Source organism: Tannerella sp., assembly GCF_030528505.1.
Classification (GTDB): domain Bacteria; phylum Bacteroidota; class Bacteroidia; order Bacteroidales; family Tannerellaceae; genus Tannerella.
Map to the genome: position 1 here is coordinate 1 of NZ_JAUMYS010000009.1, position 21,903 is coordinate 21,903.

At 47.4% G+C, this 21,903-nt stretch carries 17 protein-coding genes and 1 pseudogene; 4 read left to right on the forward strand and 14 right to left on the reverse strand.

The features are described 5' to 3' along the window. Positions 1–85 precede the first annotated feature (85 nt). The 12 genes and pseudogenes from Q4A89_RS02405 to aroQ all read right to left on the reverse strand — a co-directional run bounded on the left by Q4A89_RS02405 (position 86) and on the right by aroQ (position 14,875). Positions 86–841 (reverse strand): metal ABC transporter ATP-binding protein, encoded by a 756-nt coding sequence (locus Q4A89_RS02405; protein ID WP_303183485.1) that lies wholly within the window; start codon positions 839–841, stop codon positions 86–88. Between the two features lie 11 nt (positions 842–852). After that, positions 853–1,626, reverse strand: coding sequence for a metal ABC transporter solute-binding protein, Zn/Mn family (locus Q4A89_RS02410; protein WP_303183535.1), 774 nt, complete (start codon positions 1,624–1,626; stop codon positions 853–855). Between the two features lie 93 nt (positions 1,627–1,719). Then, positions 1,720–2,937, reverse strand: a pseudogene (locus Q4A89_RS02415) (FtsX-like permease family protein); the annotation flags it as partial. 7 nt (positions 2,938–2,944) lie between these two features. Further along, positions 2,945–3,280, reverse strand: a complete 336-nt coding sequence (rbfA, locus tag Q4A89_RS02420) for a 30S ribosome-binding factor RbfA (protein WP_303183487.1) — start codon at positions 3,278–3,280, stop codon at positions 2,945–2,947. Positions 3,281–3,797: 517 nt separating this feature from the next. Further along, positions 3,798–5,336 (reverse strand): arylsulfatase, encoded by a 1,539-nt coding sequence (locus tag Q4A89_RS02425; protein WP_303183488.1) that lies wholly within the window; start codon positions 5,334–5,336, stop codon positions 3,798–3,800. Between the two features lie 7 nt (positions 5,337–5,343). Further along, entirely contained in the window at positions 5,344–6,885 is a 1,542-nt protein-coding gene (locus tag Q4A89_RS02430; protein WP_303183490.1) for a RagB/SusD family nutrient uptake outer membrane protein, read from the reverse strand. Positions 6,886–6,897: 12 nt separating this feature from the next. Beyond that, positions 6,898–10,317, reverse strand: coding sequence for a TonB-dependent receptor (locus Q4A89_RS02435; RefSeq protein WP_303183492.1), 3,420 nt, complete (start codon positions 10,315–10,317; stop codon positions 6,898–6,900). A gap of 198 nt (positions 10,318–10,515) precedes the next feature. Further along, positions 10,516–11,535, reverse strand: coding sequence for a FecR family protein (locus Q4A89_RS02440; protein ID WP_303183494.1), 1,020 nt, complete (start codon positions 11,533–11,535; stop codon positions 10,516–10,518). A 69-nt stretch (positions 11,536–11,604) separates the two neighbouring features. Beyond that, positions 11,605–12,180 carry an RNA polymerase sigma-70 factor gene (locus Q4A89_RS02445; RefSeq protein ID WP_303183496.1) on the reverse strand — a complete coding sequence of 192 codons (576 nt, stop codon included), beginning with the start codon at positions 12,178–12,180 and terminating at the stop codon, positions 11,605–11,607. A gap of 186 nt (positions 12,181–12,366) precedes the next feature. After that, complete coding sequence (locus Q4A89_RS02450; protein WP_303183498.1) at positions 12,367–12,996, reverse strand: O-methyltransferase; 630 nt, start codon at positions 12,994–12,996, stop codon at positions 12,367–12,369. A gap of 17 nt (positions 12,997–13,013) precedes the next feature. Further along, positions 13,014–14,459, reverse strand: a complete 1,446-nt coding sequence (pyk, locus tag Q4A89_RS02455; protein ID WP_303183500.1) for a pyruvate kinase — start codon at positions 14,457–14,459, stop codon at positions 13,014–13,016. Then, positions 14,456–14,875 carry a type II 3-dehydroquinate dehydratase gene (aroQ, locus tag Q4A89_RS02460; protein ID WP_303183501.1) on the reverse strand — a complete coding sequence of 140 codons (420 nt, stop codon included), beginning with the start codon at positions 14,873–14,875 and terminating at the stop codon, positions 14,456–14,458. The genes pyk and aroQ overlap by 4 nt, the downstream gene beginning before the upstream one ends. Positions 14,876–14,954: 79 nt before the next feature. Between aroQ and xerD the strand changes: the two genes are divergently transcribed. Continuing rightward, a complete protein-coding gene (xerD, locus tag Q4A89_RS02465; protein WP_303183503.1) occupies positions 14,955–15,860 on the forward strand; it encodes a site-specific tyrosine recombinase XerD in 906 nt (301 codons plus the stop codon). A gap of 17 nt (positions 15,861–15,877) precedes the next feature. On the opposite strand, the gene Q4A89_RS02470 is transcribed toward xerD, so the two are convergent. Next, the gene (locus tag Q4A89_RS02470; protein ID WP_303183505.1) at positions 15,878–16,894 is read right to left on the reverse strand and encodes a lysylphosphatidylglycerol synthase transmembrane domain-containing protein; all 1,017 of its coding nucleotides are present in this window, start codon (positions 16,892–16,894) and stop codon (positions 15,878–15,880) included. Positions 16,895–17,072: 178 nt separating this feature from the next. On the opposite strand from Q4A89_RS02470, the gene rsmA reads away from it, so the two are divergent. From rsmA to Q4A89_RS02485, 3 genes are read left to right on the forward strand one after another with little or no spacing between them, the layout of a single operon-like run. Next, positions 17,073–17,888, forward strand: a complete 816-nt coding sequence (gene rsmA / locus Q4A89_RS02475) for a 16S rRNA (adenine(1518)-N(6)/adenine(1519)-N(6))-dimethyltransferase RsmA (RefSeq protein ID WP_303183506.1) — start codon at positions 17,073–17,075, stop codon at positions 17,886–17,888. 4 nt (positions 17,889–17,892) lie between these two features. Beyond that, positions 17,893–18,840 carry a magnesium/cobalt transporter CorA gene (corA, locus tag Q4A89_RS02480; RefSeq protein WP_303183508.1) on the forward strand — a complete coding sequence of 316 codons (948 nt, stop codon included), beginning with the start codon at positions 17,893–17,895 and terminating at the stop codon, positions 18,838–18,840. Between the two features lie 20 nt (positions 18,841–18,860). Continuing rightward, positions 18,861–20,321: a potassium/proton antiporter gene (locus tag Q4A89_RS02485; RefSeq protein WP_303183509.1), complete on the forward strand. Its 1,461-nt coding sequence runs from the start codon at positions 18,861–18,863 to the stop codon at positions 20,319–20,321. Positions 20,322–20,330: 9 nt separating this feature from the next. On the opposite strand, the gene Q4A89_RS02490 is transcribed toward Q4A89_RS02485, so the two are convergent. Then, positions 20,331–21,869: a YifB family Mg chelatase-like AAA ATPase gene (locus tag Q4A89_RS02490; protein WP_303183510.1), complete on the reverse strand. Its 1,539-nt coding sequence runs from the start codon at positions 21,867–21,869 to the stop codon at positions 20,331–20,333. Positions 21,870–21,903: the final 34 nt, after the last annotated feature.

The window sequence follows — 21,903 nt, forward strand, 5'->3', positions numbered from 1 at the left end:
GAGTTCGCGGAAACTTTCGACAGCGATCAAATATTCTCGCGAGGTTCGCGGGAACTTTCGACGGTTATCATTGCTTCAAAAAGATTCAGTCGTGCCTTTTCAGGATGCGGTGCGGCAATTCGCCATGTCCCACCAGCTCGATCGGACAACGGTACACTTCATCCATCCATTGTTCCGAGACATCGGCTCCCGGGTGATAATGCAGCGATTCGTTCACGCACGCGACGTTCTTTACCAGCGAGAGCACCGTGCCTACATCGTGCGATACGAGAACGACAGCCGTATCTTGATTGATTTCGCGCAACAAGTCGTACAGCTTCGATTCGAATTGCTGATCGACGTACGTGTTCGGTTCGTCGAGAATAAGCATCTGCGGCCGCGAAACGATGGCACGCCCGAGCATCACGCGTTGCAACTCGCCACCGGACAGTTCGCCGATCGCTCGTCCACTTAAAGCCTCCAGCCCCATCTGTGCGATCACCTCAGCCATACGTTGCCGCTGTTGGGGCGTAAGGCGGCGGTACCCTTTTGTCTGTGCCATCAGTCCCGAAGCAATCACCTCCCGCACCGAAATCGGAAAACGCTTATCGATTTTGTTGATCTGCGGGAGATAGCCGATGTTCAGCGACGCTACAGGCTGCCCGTCGCGATAGAACGCAACGGTTCCCGTCACCGGCTTCAGTAGCCCAAGGATGACTTTGAGCAGCGTTGTCTTGCCACCTCCGTTCGGACCAATGATGCCTAAGAAATCGTTTTCCCACACCGTCAGCCCGACATTGCGCAAAACGACCTTCGTATCGTAAGCCGCCGTGATATGTTCGAGAGTAAGCAGTTTGTTCATTAGATATACGATTAGGGGGTTGCGAGTGATTGCGCGATACGGAGCATCTCCCTCTTCCAGTCGGCCGACAAGGGATTAATCGTTACGATGCGTGCCCCGATTTCGGCAGCCAGCGACTCCGCATGCTTGCGGTCGAACTCCTCCTGTACGAACACAACCCGCACTCCGGCCTCACGCGCCTCGTCGACGAGCACCTTCATCGAAGCGGCCGACGGCTCTTTACCGTCAGTCTCGATCGAGAGCTGCGTTAACCCGTACTCGTGGGCAAAATAAGTCAGCGCCGGATGATAGATGACGAATGTGCGGTGCGACAACGTATCGAGCATGGCGTGCAACACACGCCCGGTCGAATCGATTTCGGCCGATAGCGCGCGATAATTCGCTTCGTAGTCCGACGTATGCGCCGGGTCGATCGCACACAAGGCATTCAACGTGTTGCGGGCAATAATCTGAGCCATATCGGTCGAATTCCAGATATGCGGGTCCATCGCGCCGTGATCGTGGTCATGCGCATGGTCATGGTGCGTGCATTGTCCTTCGATCCACGTAACGCCTTCGGACAAATCGAAAACGAGCAGATGGGGATTGTTCTCCTGAATTGTCGACATCCAAGCCATCTCGAAGCCGATCCGCCCGATGCGCAGGTACGCCTTGCTCTCGGCTACGGCGATCATCTCGCGCGGCGTCGGTTCGTACGTTTCCGGACTCTGACCGGCCGGCACGACCGTATGCACATCCCAATGCTCGCCGGCAATGCGTTCGACGAAATAACGCTGCGGCTCCATCGTCACCGTCAGACGCTGCTCGTCCGATGTGCCTTGTCCTCCGCAAGCCGTCAACAGCAACAGCGGCGCAACGAATAACGCAAACGCTCCTTTTTTCAACCATTTGCCGCCAAGATAACGCACCGGATACCACGACGACAAACCGCCGATTACAAACACCGTAACGAAAATGGCCAAAATATCCCACGGAGCGATCCGCACCGGATAATTATCGCTGACAAACGCACCGACAGTACCGAGCTTGATAACCCCGTAATATTGTTGAATCAGACAGAGCACCACTCCGATCACGATCCCGACTAATGCACCCAGTACCGGGATCATACAGCCCTCGGTCAAGAAGATACGGCGTATCAGACCGTCGTCCGCCCCCATACTGCGAAGCATCCGCACATCGTCTTCTTTCTCGATCATCAGCATCGACAGCGAGCTGACGACGTTGAACAGCGCAATCATTAAGATAAACGCCAAGATCAGGAACGTCATCCATTTCTCCACCTGCATCATCTTAAACGATGCTTCCTGTTGTTCGTAACGATTCTGTACCCGGAACCCATCGCCGAGTATCGTACGAATCTCCTGCTGCACGGCCTTCGCATCAGCCTGCGACGAAAGTTTCAACTCCAGCGCCGACACCTCCTTCTCATAGCGAAGCATCGAACGCATCAGTCCGATAGGGAGAATCAGGTAATTCTCGTCGTACGAAGGCTGATTGAGACAGAAGACACCGCCGATAAACGCGTACTCGATCTGAAACGAGGTCGCCGGGTGAGCCATGTTTACCCGCTCATCCCGTTTGGGAGCGTAGATTTCCATCGGTGAGGTAAACGCAGCGTTGACGCCTAACGAAGAGGCCAAACCAATCCCCATCACCCCGTACGATGTCTCACCCTCCTGCAAAACGAAACGCCCGTCGACTAACACCGTATCGATCGAGACCATGCGATGAAACGTATCGTCCACTCCTTTGGCTACGGCAACCTGCTGACGGTCGTGATAGCGTACCAGCACGTTGTCCTGCAACACCCCGGTACACATCGCCACCTCTTCCAACGCTCTGACCTGACGCACGGCCGGCGTATCGGGATCGAATACTTTTCCGACGGCCGGCGTAATCTTCAGCTCCGGATCGAAGTTGCCGAACATCGACGCAACCAAGTCGTTAAAACCGTTATAGACCGACAGGACACAGACGAGCGCAACGGTCGCGACGGCCACACTGCACACCGAAATCATCGAGATGATATTAATGGCATTGTGCGACTTCTTCGCGAACAAATAACGGCGAGCGATAAAAAACGAAAGATTCAACGGACAATTACTTTTTTAAAAGATGGTCGATGTTATCCACGTAATCGAGCGAATCATCGAGGAAGAAAATCAACTCCGGAATCCTCCGCAATTGCAGACGCACCCGCTGACCGAGATCGTAACGGATCGTCTTTTTATTCGCCTCGATGGCTTCCATCAGCTCCTGACTTTTCTCCGAGGGGAAAATGCTCAGGAAAACCTTAGCCACGCTCAAGTCCGCGCTTACTCGCACGGCACTCACCGAAACGAGGGTACCCGGCATCCCTTTCGTCTGTTTCTGAAACAGGTCGCCCAACTCTTTCTGCAGCAACCTCCCGATTTTATTTAACCTTGTTCCTTCCATTTCTTGTTCTTTTTTAATGAGGTCATCGTCACGTTTATTCTTAGGGAAAAGAGAGGGATAATTACTCATGTAATAAAAAGCCATGTGCAACCTCCTCCCCTAACCTTATGAAAGACCTGACAAAGGTACGAAAAAAAGATCTTTCGACTGATCCGGGAATCGCAGATCGCGGATTTATTTCAGGAGGCTCATTTTAATTCCGCAAAATACACGCGTAAACGGTCAATAATTACCTCAAGCGATTCTGCCTCAATATGAGTAATAATATCTTTTTTCAGCCTTATCATTCTATGCAAGCACTTAGACTATAAAAGTGCTGATTTTCAATAAAAAAACACCCAAAACAATCCGTTTATTTTCTGCAAAAGAATACCCCCTCTGACTTAACGAAATATTCTCGATGTCGGAGAGGGTATCATTTTCTCATCAAAATAACTTCTCATTGATCGCTCCACAATAGACCAAATACAAGCAAGGTATTGTTATCTCCGGAGACAAACCAAGACTCAGCCTGTTTTCACTCTTGCATCCAACTCAGCTGGCTCCAAAACTCCGGTCCGTCATTCTTCTGAGGGACTCCGGGAGTACTACGACCTTCTTCCACATATTTGTTCATCAGGGCCTTCAACTCAGCAACCACTTCAGGATATTGAACATGTACATTATTTTCTTCTCCGGGATCTGTTTTCATATTATAAAGCTGAACCGACGGTAATGTTTGGATTACCTCATCATCCGTACCCGGTCTTGGGAAACTCCACCCTCCGGAGCTAGGAGATAATAGCAACTTCCATTCTCCTTTACGGATCGTGAAGTCTCCGTTGATAGAATGATGAACAGTCGCTTCACGAATAGCGCCCCCCTCTTCCTCATTCACCAACACAGGGAGAATATTATAACTGTCTTCTCCTTCCGAATCTTTCAACCGATAATCCACGATCGCTGCAAAGGTGGCAAAAAAGTCGGTCAAACAAATTGTCTGATTAACCGTATGAGGCTTAATCTTTTGAGGCCATCTCACTACGCAAGGAACACGATGCCCCCCATCGAAAAGGTCCGCTTTATGCCCGCGATAAATGTAACTCGGATAATGGCCTTTTTCGTGAAGCTCATCGAACAGAGCTTGCGGACTACACCCATTATCCGCACTGAATACGAGTATGGTATTATCATCCACCCCAGCATCTTTTAACGCTTGCATCACTTTGCCAACCATATCATCCACCATCAGGACAAAATCACCATAAGGATTCAGCCCTGACTTTCCTTGATACTCTTTAATCGGTAAAATCGGGGTATGAGGGGCCGGTAACGAAAGATACAAATAAAAAGCTTGCTTCTTTTTCGCTTGTTCATGAATGTAATTCACGGCCTTGCTAATTAGGTTGGGTAACGTCTGTTCATGGTCAAAATCAGCTCCAGTCGGGCCTTTACGCCAAAAAGCCATACCGGTATTGACCGTCTCTCTATCAGGCAAAGCAGTAACCCGATCATTCTCCACATACACATAAGGAGCCATATCTAACGATGCCGCTATGCCATAGAAGTAATTAAATCCCCTGGTAGTCGGACCGTTCGTAATCGGCTTACTGAAATCCACACTATGTTCTCCTGCTTCAATATTATTCCAATCCCAGCCCAGATGCCATTTGCCGATACAGGCCGTCTGATACCCTTGACCCTGTAAAACATCTGCAATCGTACGACGTTCAGGAGCGATTAATGCTTTATTATACCCCAACAAGACACCGGATTTGAGTTCCGAACGCCAACTGTAACGCCCGGTCAGTAAGCCATAACGTGACGGCGTACTGACTGACGAGCAGGAATGAGCATCCGTAAAAGTAACCCCTTCATGAGCAATCCGGTCGATGTTTGTCGTCTGTATCTTCGAGTTCTCATTCAAAGCAGAGACATCCCCATATCCCATATCATCGGCAAAAATGAAAACGATATTTGGTTTTTTATGTTCCTGTGACTGTTGAACGCAGCCATTCAGAACGACCATACTGCCCAGCGAAAAGAGCAATCCGCGATTTTTAATTAATTTACTCATTTTTATCTTATTTGTAATTTGGATTCTGAATCAGTACTCCCTTATTCTTGTCGATTTCACTCTGCGGGATCGGCCATAAATAGAAACGCTCTTCAAAGACTGATTTATATAAAGGTAATGTAGGCTCCTTAAAATTATTCATAACCTCTCCAATAATGCGCCAACGTTTCAAGTCAAAATAACGATGTCCCTCAAATGCTAACTCTATTCGTCTTTCATGGCGAATCTTTTCGCGCATCTGTGCTTTACTCAGACCAATTGGTAGAGGAGGCATATTGACTCCTTTCCGCGCACGGATCGTATTAATCGCATTATATGCTTTCTGGGTTGGTCCATTTACTTCATTTTCTGCTTCTGCGATTGTCAACAAAATCTCTGCATACCTGAAATGCACCCAATCCTGATCACTACGTGTATTATACCCTATGGGATATTGTGTTTTATCACGAGTAACAAATTTTTTCAACCCATATCCGGTTGGTAAAACGCCTGTAACAGGCTGTTCCACATCTCCTATGACTAATTGATGATAAAAGGTCGACATGCCCATACGAGGGTCCCTGTTTTCAATTGGATTTTCCGGATTATACAAAGTATTTTCTGTGGAGAAAGGACTTCCATCCTTATATTCAAATTCATTAACCAAATTAGTTAATGGAGCACACCATAACCATGCTCCAAATTGCAAATCACTTTTATGCCAATTATTAGGGGCCAAATATTTTGTAGAAAATATAATTTCAGGATTTGTCTCTTGCCCAGCTCCCTGGAATAGATTCTCAAAATTGTCACAAAGAGTGTATCCTTTTATTTGTTCTGAAACAGCTAATATTTTTTTCATTTTCTCCTCATTTGCCGAACCTGTATTATCATAAGCGTCATAGAGCATCATACGGATCTTTAAGGCTAATGCGGCACTTTTGGTCACCCGCCCCGGTAATTCTCTGTATGTATTATCTGGCAACAAGCCGATTGCATTGTCCAAATCTAAGAATATCTGATTCAACACTTTTACTGCATCTGCTTTGGGCTGATATTGTGTTTCCATATCTAATGGCTCCAAAATAAGAGGGACATCTCCATAACATCTATACAAATAAGAATAATAAAAAGCTCGCAAAAAAAGAACCTGCCCCTTATAAAAGTCTCTTTCAGAATCAGACAAGTCCGTATTTGTATACTTATCCAATTGATAAAGGAACAAATTCATACGTGTTATTCCAATATAAGAATCTATATAAACATCCCGAATGATACCAGTTGTAGAAGGATCTATATTGCCCTGAAAAACATCAAAAGTTATTCCTTCATCAACGCTGCGGCAGTTATCAACAAAACTATCCCATTTAGGTGTTCCCCAAGAAAAATAGCCTTGTACAGATTTTGTCATTGTTCCATAACAGGCGGTCAATGCCATGTCCAAATCTCTTTTTTGTTTCCAGAAGGTATTCCCTGAAGGTTTGGACGGGGGATTCTTTTCCAGGAAATCATCGCATCCATTTATTACAATTGCCAATACTAAAACCAAATAGTATTTCACTTTTTTCATAGCCATATCGAATTAAAATTGAATGTTAATACCGAAAGAACATATCCTATTCTGGGGATAAGCGACAAAACGACCATCTTCCTCTCTTTCTGGGTCTAATTCAGGATAATTCGTGATTGTCGCCAGATTATCTCCTGAGAAAAACACACGTATTTTTTGAATCAACCACTTCCTTGTCAACTTCGATGGGATGACATAACCAATCGTTACATTCTTCAAACGGAAATAAGATGCGTCTTTCAAGAAGTAAGAGTTTCTTCTTGTATTTTTACTTCCTCCGAAGTTATCGAAATACATTCTCGGATACTTTGCGTTATCCGGCTTCTCTTCTGTCCAACGATGTTTTACATAGTCAATCGTCGGAGCACTTCCTTGGCGAAAAGGCTGCAATCCCCAATCTGTTACATAATGCTTCTTACCTTCTACTCCTTGCATTAAAATAAAAACATCAAAACCTTTCCAAGCAGCTGATAAGTTCACAGCGTATTCAAATTTCGGAAATCGACCGTCTATCACTATACGGTCTGTATTATCTATTACACCGTCATTATTTACATCTCGATATTTCAGGTCTCCGGGCAATGTGTTATCATTAAACTGCTTAGGCGATCTTTTCACATCTTCTTTATCTCGAAAAACACCTATACAATCAAGCATATAATAAGAATTATAAGGTAAACCTTCTTTACGCAAATAGTATCCGGAAATCTCTTCCGAACCGAACTTCGTAACCTTGTTTCTATTACGGTCAAAATAGAAACCAACATTGTAAGTTAGTCCCTTGAATGATCCGCTTTTTATATCTTTCAAATATTGGATGTTCAATTCGAAACCCTTATTTTCCATTTCTCCACTATTAATGACAGGCGCTTCCAAGCCTAAAGTCCCTGTTACTTGAGCATTACGAAGAACGTTCTTCGTTTTCTTCTTATACCAATCAAATGTCACACTAAGACCATTCAATATCATGGCATCCAAACCGATATCCGTAACAGCCGTCATCTCCCACGTAATATTCTTATTTGCATATTTGGTTTGAGCATAACCTGTCGATAATGAAGAATTATCAAAAGTATAATTGCCCTCATTTTCCATTACTGCCTGATAAGGATATACTCCAATATTCTGATTTCCCAACTGCCCCCATGAAGCCCTAATTTTCAAGTTATTCAACCACGACAATGATATATCTTGCATAAATTTTTCTTCGGTGATTCTCCAACCAGTAGAAAAAGAAGGAAAAATTCCCCATCTGTCATCTGGATTAATTCGGGAAGAACCATCATAACGAAAATTAGCCTCAAACAAATAACGTTCTTTATAATTATAATTGAAACGGCCAAAAATCCCCATTAATGACCATTGCTCCTGATTACCTTCTGCCTCCTGCAACTCTTTTGAACCCGCATCAATCTCTGTTAAAGGAAATGGAAAATCTTTTCTGTATCCTTTCAACCAATCGTAATCATTTGTTTCCTGAGAATATCCAAGCTGGAATCCAAAATTATGATTCTGATCTTTTGTTACCACATCATATTTCAAATAAGAATACAGATAAGTATAAAAAGTATGATAATTATTCGCATTTAACCCTTTGGCCCCAACATCCAGTTCATTCATATATTCACCCGTATGATAATTATATAACTTCACTAAAGGACGCCATTCCTTTTCTCTTTCAGCAATCATGCGGACGGCGCCTTTGGTATGCCAAGATAATCCTTTAGCAATATCTATTGTTAACCAAGCTTGTGCATTTACATCATAATTTGTATTTTTCCGTAATGCATCATTGCCAACCAAAGCAATCACATTCTTATTGTTACTTTCCCAAGGGTATGCTTTATAAACCCATGAGCCATCTGTACGCCGAGGGGCATAAGTCGGCGCCTGTGCAAAAATAGAAGTAAAACTACCATCTGTCCCTCCCTCATAAGGTCGTTTCCTGTCTCCTCTCATGAAACCCACATATGAACCGAATTTCATCCATTTGGTTATTTGACTTTGCAAATCTGCCGTAAAATTATATTTTTTATATCCATGTCCGTCCATTGTCCCATTTTCATCCGCATAATACATAGAAACATTATATACCATCTTATCTGATCCTCCGGAAACAGCAATGTTATGATTATGCGAAAAGTTACTATGAATATGTTCCCCCAGCCAGTTATAATTAGGATATTCCGGACCTCTTAATTTTGCATGTTTATATAAATCTATTACATCTTGAGGATACAAACCAGAAGAAATACCGGAATTGGTTTTCGCTTCATTCCATAGATTCATATAATCAACAGAATTGGTAATAACTTTCAACATTCGTGTCGGAGAATAAATAGCAAAATTTCCGGAGTAGCTAATAGATGTTTTTTTTATCCCTGTCTTTGTGGTAACCAATACAACACCGTTTGCCGCACGCGCTCCATAAACGGCTGCAGATGCCGCATCTTTCAAGACGGAGATACTTTCTATGGCATTAGGATCTATGGATGAAAGCTCCCCAGGAACACCATTAATCAACACTAATGGATCAGAACCTGCATTGGAATAGGTTCCTTGTCCGCGAACACGCAAACTAACCTTATTATTACCGGATTGTCCGGAGCCATTTACAACCCGCAAACCAGGTATTTGTGCCTGCAACATAGAGGTTACATTCGTTATCGGACGCTTCGTCATCTCTTCACCCCTTACAACTGACACCGCGCCAGTCAGATTCACTTTTTTCTGTGTTCCATACCCCACAACCACTACTTCATCAATCATTTGAGTGTCTTCTTTCAAAACAATATCAAACGATGTGACTCCTTTAACCGATACTTCAAGAGGCAAATAACCAATATAAGAGATTTGCAATACGGCATCTGAGGAAACTTTTAATGAGAATTGCCCCTTCGCATTCGTTATCGTTCCATTACCCGGTACGCCTTTCTCGATTATATTGGCTCCGATTACCGGCTCTCCTTTCTCATCCCTGACAATCCCGGAGACAGTCTTTACAGGAGTATCACGACGAGATTCTTTTACCGATGACCGCGTCAAGACGATTTGCTTATTTTTTAACGTATACGTAATATCGGTACCGGCAAACAATTGCGATAAGGCCTCGGCCAAATCTTTGTTTTGTATGTCTATACTGACTTTACGGCTAACATCCACCTGTTCCTTGCTATACAAAAAGTGGTAGTCTGTTCGCATTTCGATTGCGGATAGAACCTGCTCTAAGGGCACATCCTGCAATTTCAACGAGAGATTTGTCTGTGCTTCAGCATAAAAACGTCCCGGATAAAGCAGGAAAAGCATACATAGAAGAAAAATCATCCGGCAATAAACGGAGACAAGAAAAGACTTTCTTCTTCTGGAAAATACGGTTTGTTCTGTCATGTGTTCTGCATTTAGATAATTAACATCGATTTTTAAACGCTTCATATATTTAAGACGTTTCAAAAATAAAATCCCACATTTTTTTATCTAATTCTTAACATGGCAGACTTTTTCATTGGAGAGGTTTCACATAGACATCGAAAGAACGACTCTCTTTATTTACGCCCGAAGAGCGCCAATAAAGCACCAACAATCAAACTGCTAAAAAAGACCGATAGAAGTCTGAAAAACTTGTCGAAAAAATCAGAGGGCCTGATTTTTATGATATACGTTGATAATTTTTTTCGGATTTCGTCTGTCACCCTTGAAATCATAACGGATGGGTGCAGAGATTCGCAGAAGTTCCAAAATTTCGTCCAACGACTCCTGTTCGAAAGTTGCACGATAACGTTGTTTGGCGAGTGCAGGGTCTTTTACACATATATCGACATTATAGGTTCTTGCAACTCGTTTAAAGATATTTTCAAGGGATTCATCATGAAATATCAGGACTCCTTCTCTCCATTTGCCATACAATAAAGGATCGACCTGTCGACAGTTACCTTTTCCCGTATTTTTATTCCATACGAATTGACCGCCCACCTTGACCTCCCGTATCCCTTCCCGATGAGGTAAATCGACGGAAACACGTCCCCGCTCCAATGTGACGGCACAAAGTGTATCGGAAGGATACGCCTCTACGTTAAAGCGGGTGCCGGTCGCATTAATTCTCATATCTCCTGCGATAACGATGAAAGGGTGCTTTGGGTCGGCTTCGACTTCGAAAAAAGCCTCGCCGGCCAAGTATGTTTCCCGCGTTTCTTGCTTAAAAGGAAGCATATACGATAATTTACTGCCCGAGTTTAGCCAAACGGTTGATCCGTCGGACAATGAAATCCGACTATATGTACCAAGGGGTGCCATAATTTCCTGATAAGAGCAAGTCGCATCTTTTGCCGTATGACGACTCAGCAACAAGTATACGGACAACAATAACAGAGGGACGACAATAACGGCGGAGACCCGTTGCCACCATATCGGGAAAGCCATACGCTTCGGCTGTTTTCTGTTGATTTTCTTCCAAATTGTAGCCTCTGCCTGATCCGTGTTCACTGTCCAAACAGGGAAAGCAGGCCGTGTCGCATCCCACACACTCTTCATTTGCACGAAAGCAGATTTGTTTGCTGCACTCTCGTTATACCAGTTTTTTAATTGCTCCTCTTCTGTTTCAGAGATTGTTCCGTTGAAGAGTTTGGCTATTAAGATTTCTATGTTTCGTTCCAATTTCGGTTATATTTTCTTTGATCAATGTATGTTTATAAATAAGACGTTTCCACACGGCCTTCCCACATTTCAAAACCACCAATACAATATAAGAATGCCCCAGAAAAGAAAATCACTCAAAAAACGACGCAGAAACTTCAATGCTTTGGCCATTCTCTCCTCAACGGTTCTTTCCGATATCTGCAACTTCGCTGCTATTTCTTTATACTTAAGCCCTTCAATCCGACTTAATACAAGCACGTTGCGACACTCTTCCGGCAGTCTGTTCAAGCCTTTTTTCAGGTGATTCTCAAGATCGGAATATAAAATATATTCTTCCGTTTCCCAATCACGATCTATTCCTGAAAAAGCCATGTACTCGGCATGCACCCTGACCACTCCCTCATGCCGCAGTTCATCTAAACAACCGTTCCGAACCGACTGCAATAAAAATCCTTTGACAGAAGTTTTAATGACTCTTTCGTTACGATGATTCCAGAGGTCCATGAATACATCCTGTACGATATCTTCACAAAGTTCCTTCCGACCGGGAAGAATCGTTCCGGCAAATAACACCAAATCCTTGTAATACTTACGAAACAGAAATGAAAAGGCCTCTTCATTCCCTTTCCTTAAATAATCAAATATTTGTTGTTCATTTAACATCTTTCTTGGTATCGCATATTAAGGATTGCACACAACCTACATACAGACTCGTTGATAATTATGCCTGAAAACGACAAAACGACAAGCAAGAAAAAGCCTTGCTAATCCGGTCTTAATTATTCTCATTCCGATCATATTACTTTTTGTGTGCGACTTGAGTGGACGAGTGCAGTTGATACCTCATCCCTATTTCTTCCAGATCAAGGTCAGGCCATCACGCAGAGGAAGGATGACCTTCTCGACTCGCTCGTCGGCCTTTATCTTTTCGTTAAAGGCCAAAATGCCTTGTGTTTGGGTATCGGACGAGGCAGCCCCCTCCTCCACGACCTTTCCCGACCAAAGCGTATTATCGGCAAGAATCAGTCCGCCGGAACGCACCAAAGGGAAAATCATATCGTAATACATGCAATAGTCGCGCTTATCGGCATCGATGTACACCATGTCGAACGTCTCGTCGAGTGTAGGAAGCACTTCGCGTATATCGCCCCAGTGAGGACGTATCTTCTCCTTATCCGGAGACTGCTCAAAATAGGGTCGGAAGAACGGCTCCATCTCATCGTTGATCTCGACCGTATGAATGACCGCATCCTCGTCTATCCCTTCGGCCATGCAAAACGTGGCATATCCCGTGTACGTTCCGATCTCCAAGATGCGTTTGGGACGGAGCATGCGGCAAAACATTTTCAGCACGCGCCCCTGCAACGGGCCCGCGATCATACGCGGACGGAGCAGTTTCACATGAGCGTCGCGGTTGAGCCTCGCCAGCATGGAAGGCTCGTCATCGCTATGCTCAAGAATATAATCTTCAATGCTCACGTCCGTAGTTTAAGATTTTAAAATGTCGGCAACTGGTACTCCTCTCCTCCCTGAAGCACTCTGTGCACGTCGTTAATCTCGAGGAAAGTCGTGCCGCCTCCTTCTCCGAAACTGCCACTCAAGTAAGCGACCTTATCCTGTTCGGTGAGCATACTGCTCGTGATTAACTGGTTCAAAGCGTCGTAATAATACTGGCGCCGGCTCGGTTGCCAGGGTTGGAATACAGCCCAAACACCGTACGAGAGCGAAAGCATCCGCATCACCTCCTGCCGGTAGCAGATAGCAAAGACGGCTGCACGGCCTCGGAAGGCAGCCAGATAACGTGCCGTACGCCCTGTATAACTGTCTGAAATAATCGCGCGCACCCCAAGTTTAGCCGACGATTTCACAGCCTGTTCGGCAAGGAACGAAGTCACATCCATCTCGGTTCCTTCGATCGGAATACGGATATCGTTTTCCGCGAGCTTCGTTTTTTCCGCTTCACGCGCGACTTTGGCCATCATCCGCACCGCTTCGACCGGATATTTGCCATAAGCCGTTTCCCCGCTGAGCATTAACGCATCGGTACGGTAATAAATCGCATTGGCGATGTCGGTCACTTCGGCACGAGTCGGCCGCGGATTATTAATCATCGAGTGCAACATCTGCGTCGCCACGATCACAGGACGTCTGGCCTCCACACATTTGCGGATCAGCATGCGCTGGATACCCGGGATACGCTCGGCCGGCACTTCGATACCCAGATCACCTCGCGCAATCATCACGCCATAGGCCACCTGAAGGATCTCGCCGATATTATCGACGCCTTCCTGGTTCTCGATTTTGGCAATAATTTTGATTCCACTTTTGTGGGCATCCAAGATGCGCTGCACAGCCTGCACGTCTTTCTTATTCCGAACAAATGAATGGGCAATAAAATCAAGTTTGTTGGCAATCGCCCACTCGATATTCTTTTTATCTCTGTCCGTGAGCGACGGCAGATTAATACGTACCCCCGGCACATTGATGCTCTTTCGGCTGCCCAATATCGCATTGTTCTGCACTTCACACACAAGCCGGTCGGCCTCCTTCTTAATTACTTTCAGTTCCAAGTCGCCATCGTCGATCAGGATGCCGCTGCCGACCGACAAATCTTTGACGAAATCGGGATACGAGACACAAATGCAATCGTGCGTTGTCTCCGTATCGGGACAGCCCTTCATCATCACTTGTTCGCCGGCCTGAAACTCGATCGGGGCAAACGTTTTTGTCGTACGGATCTCCGGACCTTTCGTGTCGATCAAAATCCCGATCCGGCCGGAGACCATGCGCGTATTCATCACCACGCGATTTAATCCTTCTTCATCCATGTGCGCCGTATTCAGTCGCACCACATTCATCCCCGCCTTGTAGAGCGAACGGATAAACTCGACGTCACAGCGCTGGTCTGAGATCGTCGCTACTATTTTCGTATGTTTAATCATTTGTTAAGCGCCTCCACCGCTAATCGGTACGAATCCATTCCAAATCCGAGAATAACTCCTTTGCATACGGACGAGAGGAACGAGCGATGCCGAAACTCCTCACGTGCGTAAACATTCGAGATATGCACCTCAACAACCGGAGCCGTTACGGCCTTCACCGCGTCGTGCAACGCGATCGACGTATGCGCGTATGCGCCCGCATTGAGTACAATACCGTCGCACACAAAGCCCGTTTCATGAATCTTATCGAGCAGTTCTCCCTCGCTATTACTCTGGAAATAGGCAATCTCACATTGCGGATAAGCTGCCCTCAATTGTTCCAGATAATCTTCGAACGAGACGTCGCCGTAGATTCCCGGCTCCCGTTTGCCCAACAGATTCAGATTTGGCCCGTTGATAATTTGAATCTTTTTCACACCTCGTTTTTTATTAAAATATGCTATCTTTGTCGTTTTTCAACGCACAAAAGTAGTGCTTTTTTTTGAGATTCTCACTATGAACCGTCATCAGAAAAACGACCCGGTTGAGAAATACAAGACGTATTTGCGTCTTGAAAGAGGCCTGTCGAAGAATACGGTAGAAGCGTATCTGGATGACCTGAAGAAACTGTTTCGGTTCGCGGACGAAGAGCAGCTCCCCATTCTACAGATCAGGCATGCCGACTTGCAACAGTTCGTAGCGCAACTTTACGACCTCGGCATCTCGGCACGCTCACAGGCGCGGATCATCTCCGGCATCAAATCGTTCTATCGCTTTCTCGTGCTCGAAGACTACCTGTGCAGCGACCCGACCGAGTTGCTCGAAGCGCCCAAAATCGGGATGAAACTGCCGGAGACCCTCACCCTCGGCGAAATCAACCGACTGCTCGACTCCATCGACTTGTCGACTCCTACCGGACAACGCAACCGCGCCATGCTCGAAGTGCTCTACAGCTGCGGGCTGCGTGTCTCGGAGCTGATCAGCCTGAATTATTCGGATGTTTATTTCGACGAGCAGTTTATCCGAGTAGAAGGAAAAGGCAGCAAGCAACGTCTTGTTCCCATTTCGGAAACAGCACTGAACGAAATCCGGAAATACCTCTACGACCGCAACGAGATGACCGTCAAGAAAGGATTCGAAGATACCTTGTTTCTGAATCGGCGCGGCGCCCGCCTCACGCGTATGATGGTTTTCCATATCATCCGGACGCAGGCCGAAGTAGCCGGCATTCATAAGACGATCAGTCCTCATACGTTTCGCCATTCGTTCGCGACCCATCTGCTCGAAGGAGGAGCCAATCTGCGTGCCATTCAATTGATGCTGGGACACGAAAAAATCACGACGACCGAGCTATATACGCACATCGACCGTGAATCGCTGCGCCGTGAGATCATCAACCATCACCCGCGAAACAAAAAGTAAGACGAGGAGTCGCGCCGTTATTCGGGAAATGTCTCTGCCGATTTATCTTCACGATTCGCAAGCGGCAAGGCGAAGATTCCGAACAGCCCGGTAAGAACGATCCAGACCGACTGCACGGTGAAGACGACTAATGCAAATGCGGCGGCGTCCGTCTCGCCTACTCCGAAAGCGACAAGCGTCGAGATCACCATAAAATGCCACACGCCAATGCCTCCCTGCACAGGCACAGCCACGCCGAGGCTGCTCATGGCAAAAGCGATCAACCCGATGCGAACGCCCAGATCACGCGTAAAGTCGAACGCAAAAAAAGTGATGTAGAAATACAGGAAGTAGCCTCCCCAAATAGCAAATGTCTGAATGATAAATTGGGCTTTGTGCTCCATTTTCCAAAGACTTCGGATGCCTTCCCAAACATTCCCGATCATCTCCCTCACTTTGCGCACAACGGTCAAGTGGTTCATCTTGACGAAAACAAACCAAAAGACCGCGATAAAGCTGACCAACCCGACATACGTCCAAGGCGAACGGATCAGCAGGTAGAGCGTGGCCATAATCGTCGGAGGATTCTCGGCAAAGAAATGACGGAAAAAACCGATATTAAAGACACACAGGCAAAGTGTCAACAGCCCCACCATCAGCGTATCCATCACCCGGTCGACGAGCAGAGTACCGAGCAGTTTCGTAAATTGCACTTTTTCGTATTTAGCCGTTACTCCGCAGCGCCATATTTCACCGACACGCGGCAACACCATATTGACGGCATAGTTGCCCAGCACGGCAAAGACCACATTGCGGCGTCGCACGCGTTTGCCCAACGCATCGATGAGCATGCCCCATCGGAAACCGCGCACCACATTAGCCCCCAACCCGAAAATTAATGAAAACAAAAGAATATCGTAACGCACACCCTGCCTGATGACTTCCATCATCTCCCCGAAATCCTGTTCCCGATAGAGATACCAGAACAACAAGATCCCCAACGTAAGCGGCAATATGATTTTGACTGTTTTGTTGATAATTGCCCTGAAATCCATAAAAATTCTTTATTTCGGAGGGCAAAGATAGTGCAATTCGGGGAGTTCATCAAAACATATCTTCCGAAAAGGGCACGAGCCATAACCCCGTTTTTTTATCCCCCAAGAAAAAAAACGATCCATTTTTTTTCGTATCTTTGCCGCGACTTCATCAAAAAAAACAAAAAGTTGGGAACAGATGACGATTATCCGGCCGAAAAAGTCTTTGGGGCAACATTTCCTCAAAGACCTTGGGATTGCGCAGCGTATCGCAGAGACGCTGGCAGCATATCGCGGCTTACCCGTTCTGGAGGTAGGGCCGGGTACCGGTGTGCTCACGCAGTTCCTGCTGGGCGCAGGGCATGACCTAACGGTCGTTGAGATCGATCACGCCTCGATCGACTACCTTCGCACGCATTTTCCAGCACTTAACGGACGTATTATCGACGAGGACTTCCTTGCGATGCACCTCGAACGTCTTTACGACTCGCCTTTCTGCGTTATCGGCAATTATCCGTACTATATTTCGAGCCAGATCTTTTTCAAGGTTTTGGAGCATCGCGACCGCGTGGTATGCTGCTCCGGGATGATTCAGAAGGAGGTGGCCGAACGGCTCGCGGCCTCGCCCGGTCGGAAGACGTACGGCATATTAAGCGCGCTGATCCAACCGTGGTACGATGTGGAATATCTTTTCACCGTGAGCGAGCAGGTCTTCAATCCGCCGCCCAAGGTGAAGAGCGCCGTCGTGCGGATGACGCGCAACGACCGTACGGAGTTAGGGTGCGACGAGGCATTATATAAAAAGGTGGTGAAGACGTCGTTCAATCAGCGTCGCAAGACGCTGCGCAACTCGATGAAGCCCTTGCTGGGCAAAGATTATCCGGGCTATGCCGATGCGATCTTCGACAAGCGACCGGAACAACTCGGCATCAACGATTTCATCCGCCTCACGAATATGACGGAGGCGTATCTGAGTCGTGAAGAAAGCAACGTAGAACAAACTTTAAACGATTAACATCATGGCGGAAATTCGTATTTTTTATCGCGAGGAGAACCGGCTGAAAATGTCGAAAGACATCGAAATTCTGAAAGACGTTTCGATGGATCATTTACTGTGGATCGACCTGAATGACATGCCCGAAGAGACGGAAAGCCGCCTGGAACAGTTCCTCAAAATCTACATTCAGGAAGAGGAAGAGATGGAAGAAATCGAGATCAGTTCGCGGTATATGGAAACAGAGAATTCGCTCGTAGCTAATTCACGCTTCCTGTTGAAAAATTACGACGAAGAAATAGTCTCGTTTATTGTCAAGAACAACATCCTTGTCTCGGTGCGTAGTCAGGATCTACCCTCATTCAACGAGACGACGCGTAAGATTTTCGCCAACTCGCGCAATTACCCCACAGGCTATCACGTCATGACGACGCTCCTCGAAACGCGTGTGGATTATGATGCTGACCTGATCGAAGAACTGACACGTGAGATTGCCGAACTCAGCGGCAAGCTGAAATCGGAAGAAGATGTAGACAACGAAATCCTGATCTCGATCAAGAATCTACAGGAAAGAACGATGGTTATCCGCGAAAACATCGTGGACAAGCAGCGCGTCTGCTCGAATATGATCAAAAGCATACTCTTCCCTCCCGATGCAAAAGCGAAGATGAGTATTCTGATCAAAGACATCAACTCCCTGTTCGAGCATATCCGGTTCAGCTTCGAGCGTCTCGAATATATGCAGGATACGTTTCTCGGGCTAGTAAACATCCAGCAAAACAAGATTATCAAAATCTTCACGATTGTTTCCGTCATCTTTATGCCCCCTACGCTAATTGCAAGTATTTACGGAATGAATTTCAAGACGATGCCCGAACTCGACTGGCGCTACGGCTACGGTTTTTCGCTGAGTCTGATGGTACTCTGCGTCGTGGGTATTCTCTGGTTCTTCAAGCGAAAGAAGTGGCTGTAACGGATAACTGACAGACAACTATGGAGTATATTACATCGGACAATTTTCTTTTCATCGGTTCTATCCTGCTTTTCGTAAGCATTCTGATGGGCAAGACCGGTTATAAATTCGGTGTGCCTACCTTATTGCTGTTCTTGCTCGTGGGAATGCTTTTCGGCAGCGACGGGCTGGGTATACAGTTCAACAATATGCATATTGCCCAGTTTATCGGGATGGTGGCATTGAGCATTATTCTGTTTTCGGGCGGCATGGACACACGGTTTGCGGACATTCGTCCCGTGTTGGGGCCGGGCATAGTGCTCTCCACGGCAGGCGTTCTGCTTACAGCCTTGCTTACGGGAACGTTCGTCTGGTGGCTGTCGGGCATGAGCTGGACGAATATTCATTTTGCCTTCGTACCGTCGCTGTTGTTGGCCGCCATGATGTCGTCTACTGATTCGGCTTCGGTCTTTGCCATTTTGCGCTCGCAGAAGATGCACCTCAAAAATAACCTGCGTCCGATGCTTGAGCTGGAGAGCGGCAGTAACGACCCGATGGCCTACATGCTGACGATCGTTCTGATACAAATCGCACAATCGGATGCGGGCGTGGGGATTGCGGAGCTTATCCGGCTTTTTGTCGTACAGTTCGCCGTAGGTGCGGCTGTAGGCTACATGCTCGGATGGATTGCCGTAAAAATGCTGAACCGACTGAATATCGACAATCAGTCGCTCTATCCGATCCTGCTCATCGCCGTCGCATTCTTCACCCTCTCGGCCACCGACCTGATTGGCGGAAACGGCTATCTGGCCGTCTACATCACGGGGATTATCATCGGCAACAATCGCATCCCCCATCGCCGTGAGATCGCTACGTTTATGGACGGACTTACATGGCTCTTTCAGATCATCATGTTCATCATGCTCGGCTTGCTCGTCAACCCGCACGAGATGCTCGACATTGCCCTCGTAGCCTTGCTCATCGGACTGTTTATGATCTTCGTAGGGCGGCCCCTGAGCGTCATGCTCTGCCTGCTTCCTTTCCGTCGCATCACCCTGCGATCGAGGCTGTTCATCTCGTGGGTAGGCTTGCGCGGCGCCGTGCCCATCATCTTCGCCACCTACCCGGTGGTAGCAGGCCTCGAAGCCTCCGACCTGATTTTCAATATCGTTTTCTTTATCACCATCATTTCGCTCGTTGTGCAAGGCACTACGCTCTCGCAAACGGCGCGCTTCCTGAAACTCTCCGCTCCGCTCGAAAAGACCGGGAATGAGTTTGGCGTGGAGCTACCCGAAGAAATCGACTCCGACCTCTCCGAAGTCACCGTCACCAGCGAGATGCTTGAAGAAGCCGATACGCTCCGCGACATGAATCTGCCGCCCGGCACGCTCGTGATGATTGTCAAACGTAACGACGAATTTCTGATTCCCAACGGCACGCTACGCCTGCACGAGGGCGATCAGCTCCTGCTGATTTCGGAAGGGAAGAAACAAGGTTCGTAAAGGGCGGGGTTATGCCCCCCATGTCTCGCGGTCTAAGTTGCGATACCCGATCGCTTCGGCGATATGGTGAGCGCTGATATGCTCGGCCTCCTCAAGGTCAGCAATGGTACGCGAGACTTTGAGAATGCGGTCGTACGCACGTGCGGAGAGATTGAGGCGCTGCATCGCACTTTTCAGGAGAGCGAGGCTGTCGGCATCGGGCACGGCATAACGATGCAATTCTTTCGCACCCATCTGCGCATTACAATATATCCCTTTCTGAACGGCAAAGCGCTCTTTCTGAACGGCACACGCACGGACGACACGCGCACGCACCGCCGCACTTGGCTCGGAAGGGCGCTGCTCCGATATCTTTTCGAACGGCACAGGCACGATTTCAACCTGTATATCAATACGGTCGAGTAGCGGACCAGAGATACGGTTCATATACTTCTGCACAGCACCCGGCGAGCAGACACACGGCCGCGACGGATGGTTATAGTATCCGCACGGGCAGGGATTCATGGAGGCCACGAGCATAAAGCTCGCAGGATAATCGACGGCAAAACGCGCTCGCGAGATACTGATATGCCGGTCTTCGAGCGGCTGACGAAGCACTTCGAGGACACTTCGATTAAACTCCGGCAACTCATCGAGAAAAAGCACACCGTTGTGTGCCAGACTGATCTCGCCGGGCTGTGGAAAAGTGCCACCGCCCACCATGGCCACGTCGGAGATGGTATGATGCGGCGCCCGGAACGGACGCTGCATCAGCAGCCCTGTATGCGTACCCATTTTCCCGGCTACGGAATGGATCTTCGTCGTCTCCAGCGCCTCTTGGAGCGTGAGAGGCGGCAGGATGGTAGGCAGACGTTTGGCAAGCATCGACTTGCCGCTGCCCGGCGGGCCGATCATAATCAGGTTATGCCCTCCTGCGGCTGCAACTTCGAGCGCACGCTTGACATTTTCCTGCCCCCGTACATCCGAAAAATCGGTCGCGCCTTCATGCGGCTGGCGGAATAATTCATCGTACACATCGACCGTCGTTTGCTCAAGCTCACGCTGACCGCTAAAGAATTCGATCACCTCGCGGAGGTTGTTCACGCCATACACCTCCAGTCCGTCGGCCACCGCAGCCTCACACGCATTTTGTCGGGGCAGGATGAGTCCCTGAAACCCCGCTTCACGGGCCTTGACGGCAATGGGCAGCGCACCTTTGATGGGTTGCAGGCTGCCGTCGAGCGAAAGCTCGCCCATCAGCATAAACCGGCTCAGGTGTTCGTGGCTCAAGGTACCTGCTGCGGCAAGAATCCCGACAGCCAACGGAAGGTCGTAGGCCGAACCTTCTTTCTTGATGTCGGCCGGCGCCATGTTAATCACCACACGGCTGCGCGGAAAAGCATAGCCGTTCACCTGCAAGGCCGAAACGATGCGCTCATGGCTCTCGCGCACGGCCACGTCGGGCAGACCGACCAGAAAGAATTGAATCCCCTTCGTACAATTGACCTCGATGGTAATCAGCGTGGCCGATATCCCATATACGGCGGCGGCATACGTTTTGACTAACATAGGCGTATTTTTTTCGTTAACTGCAATATACAAA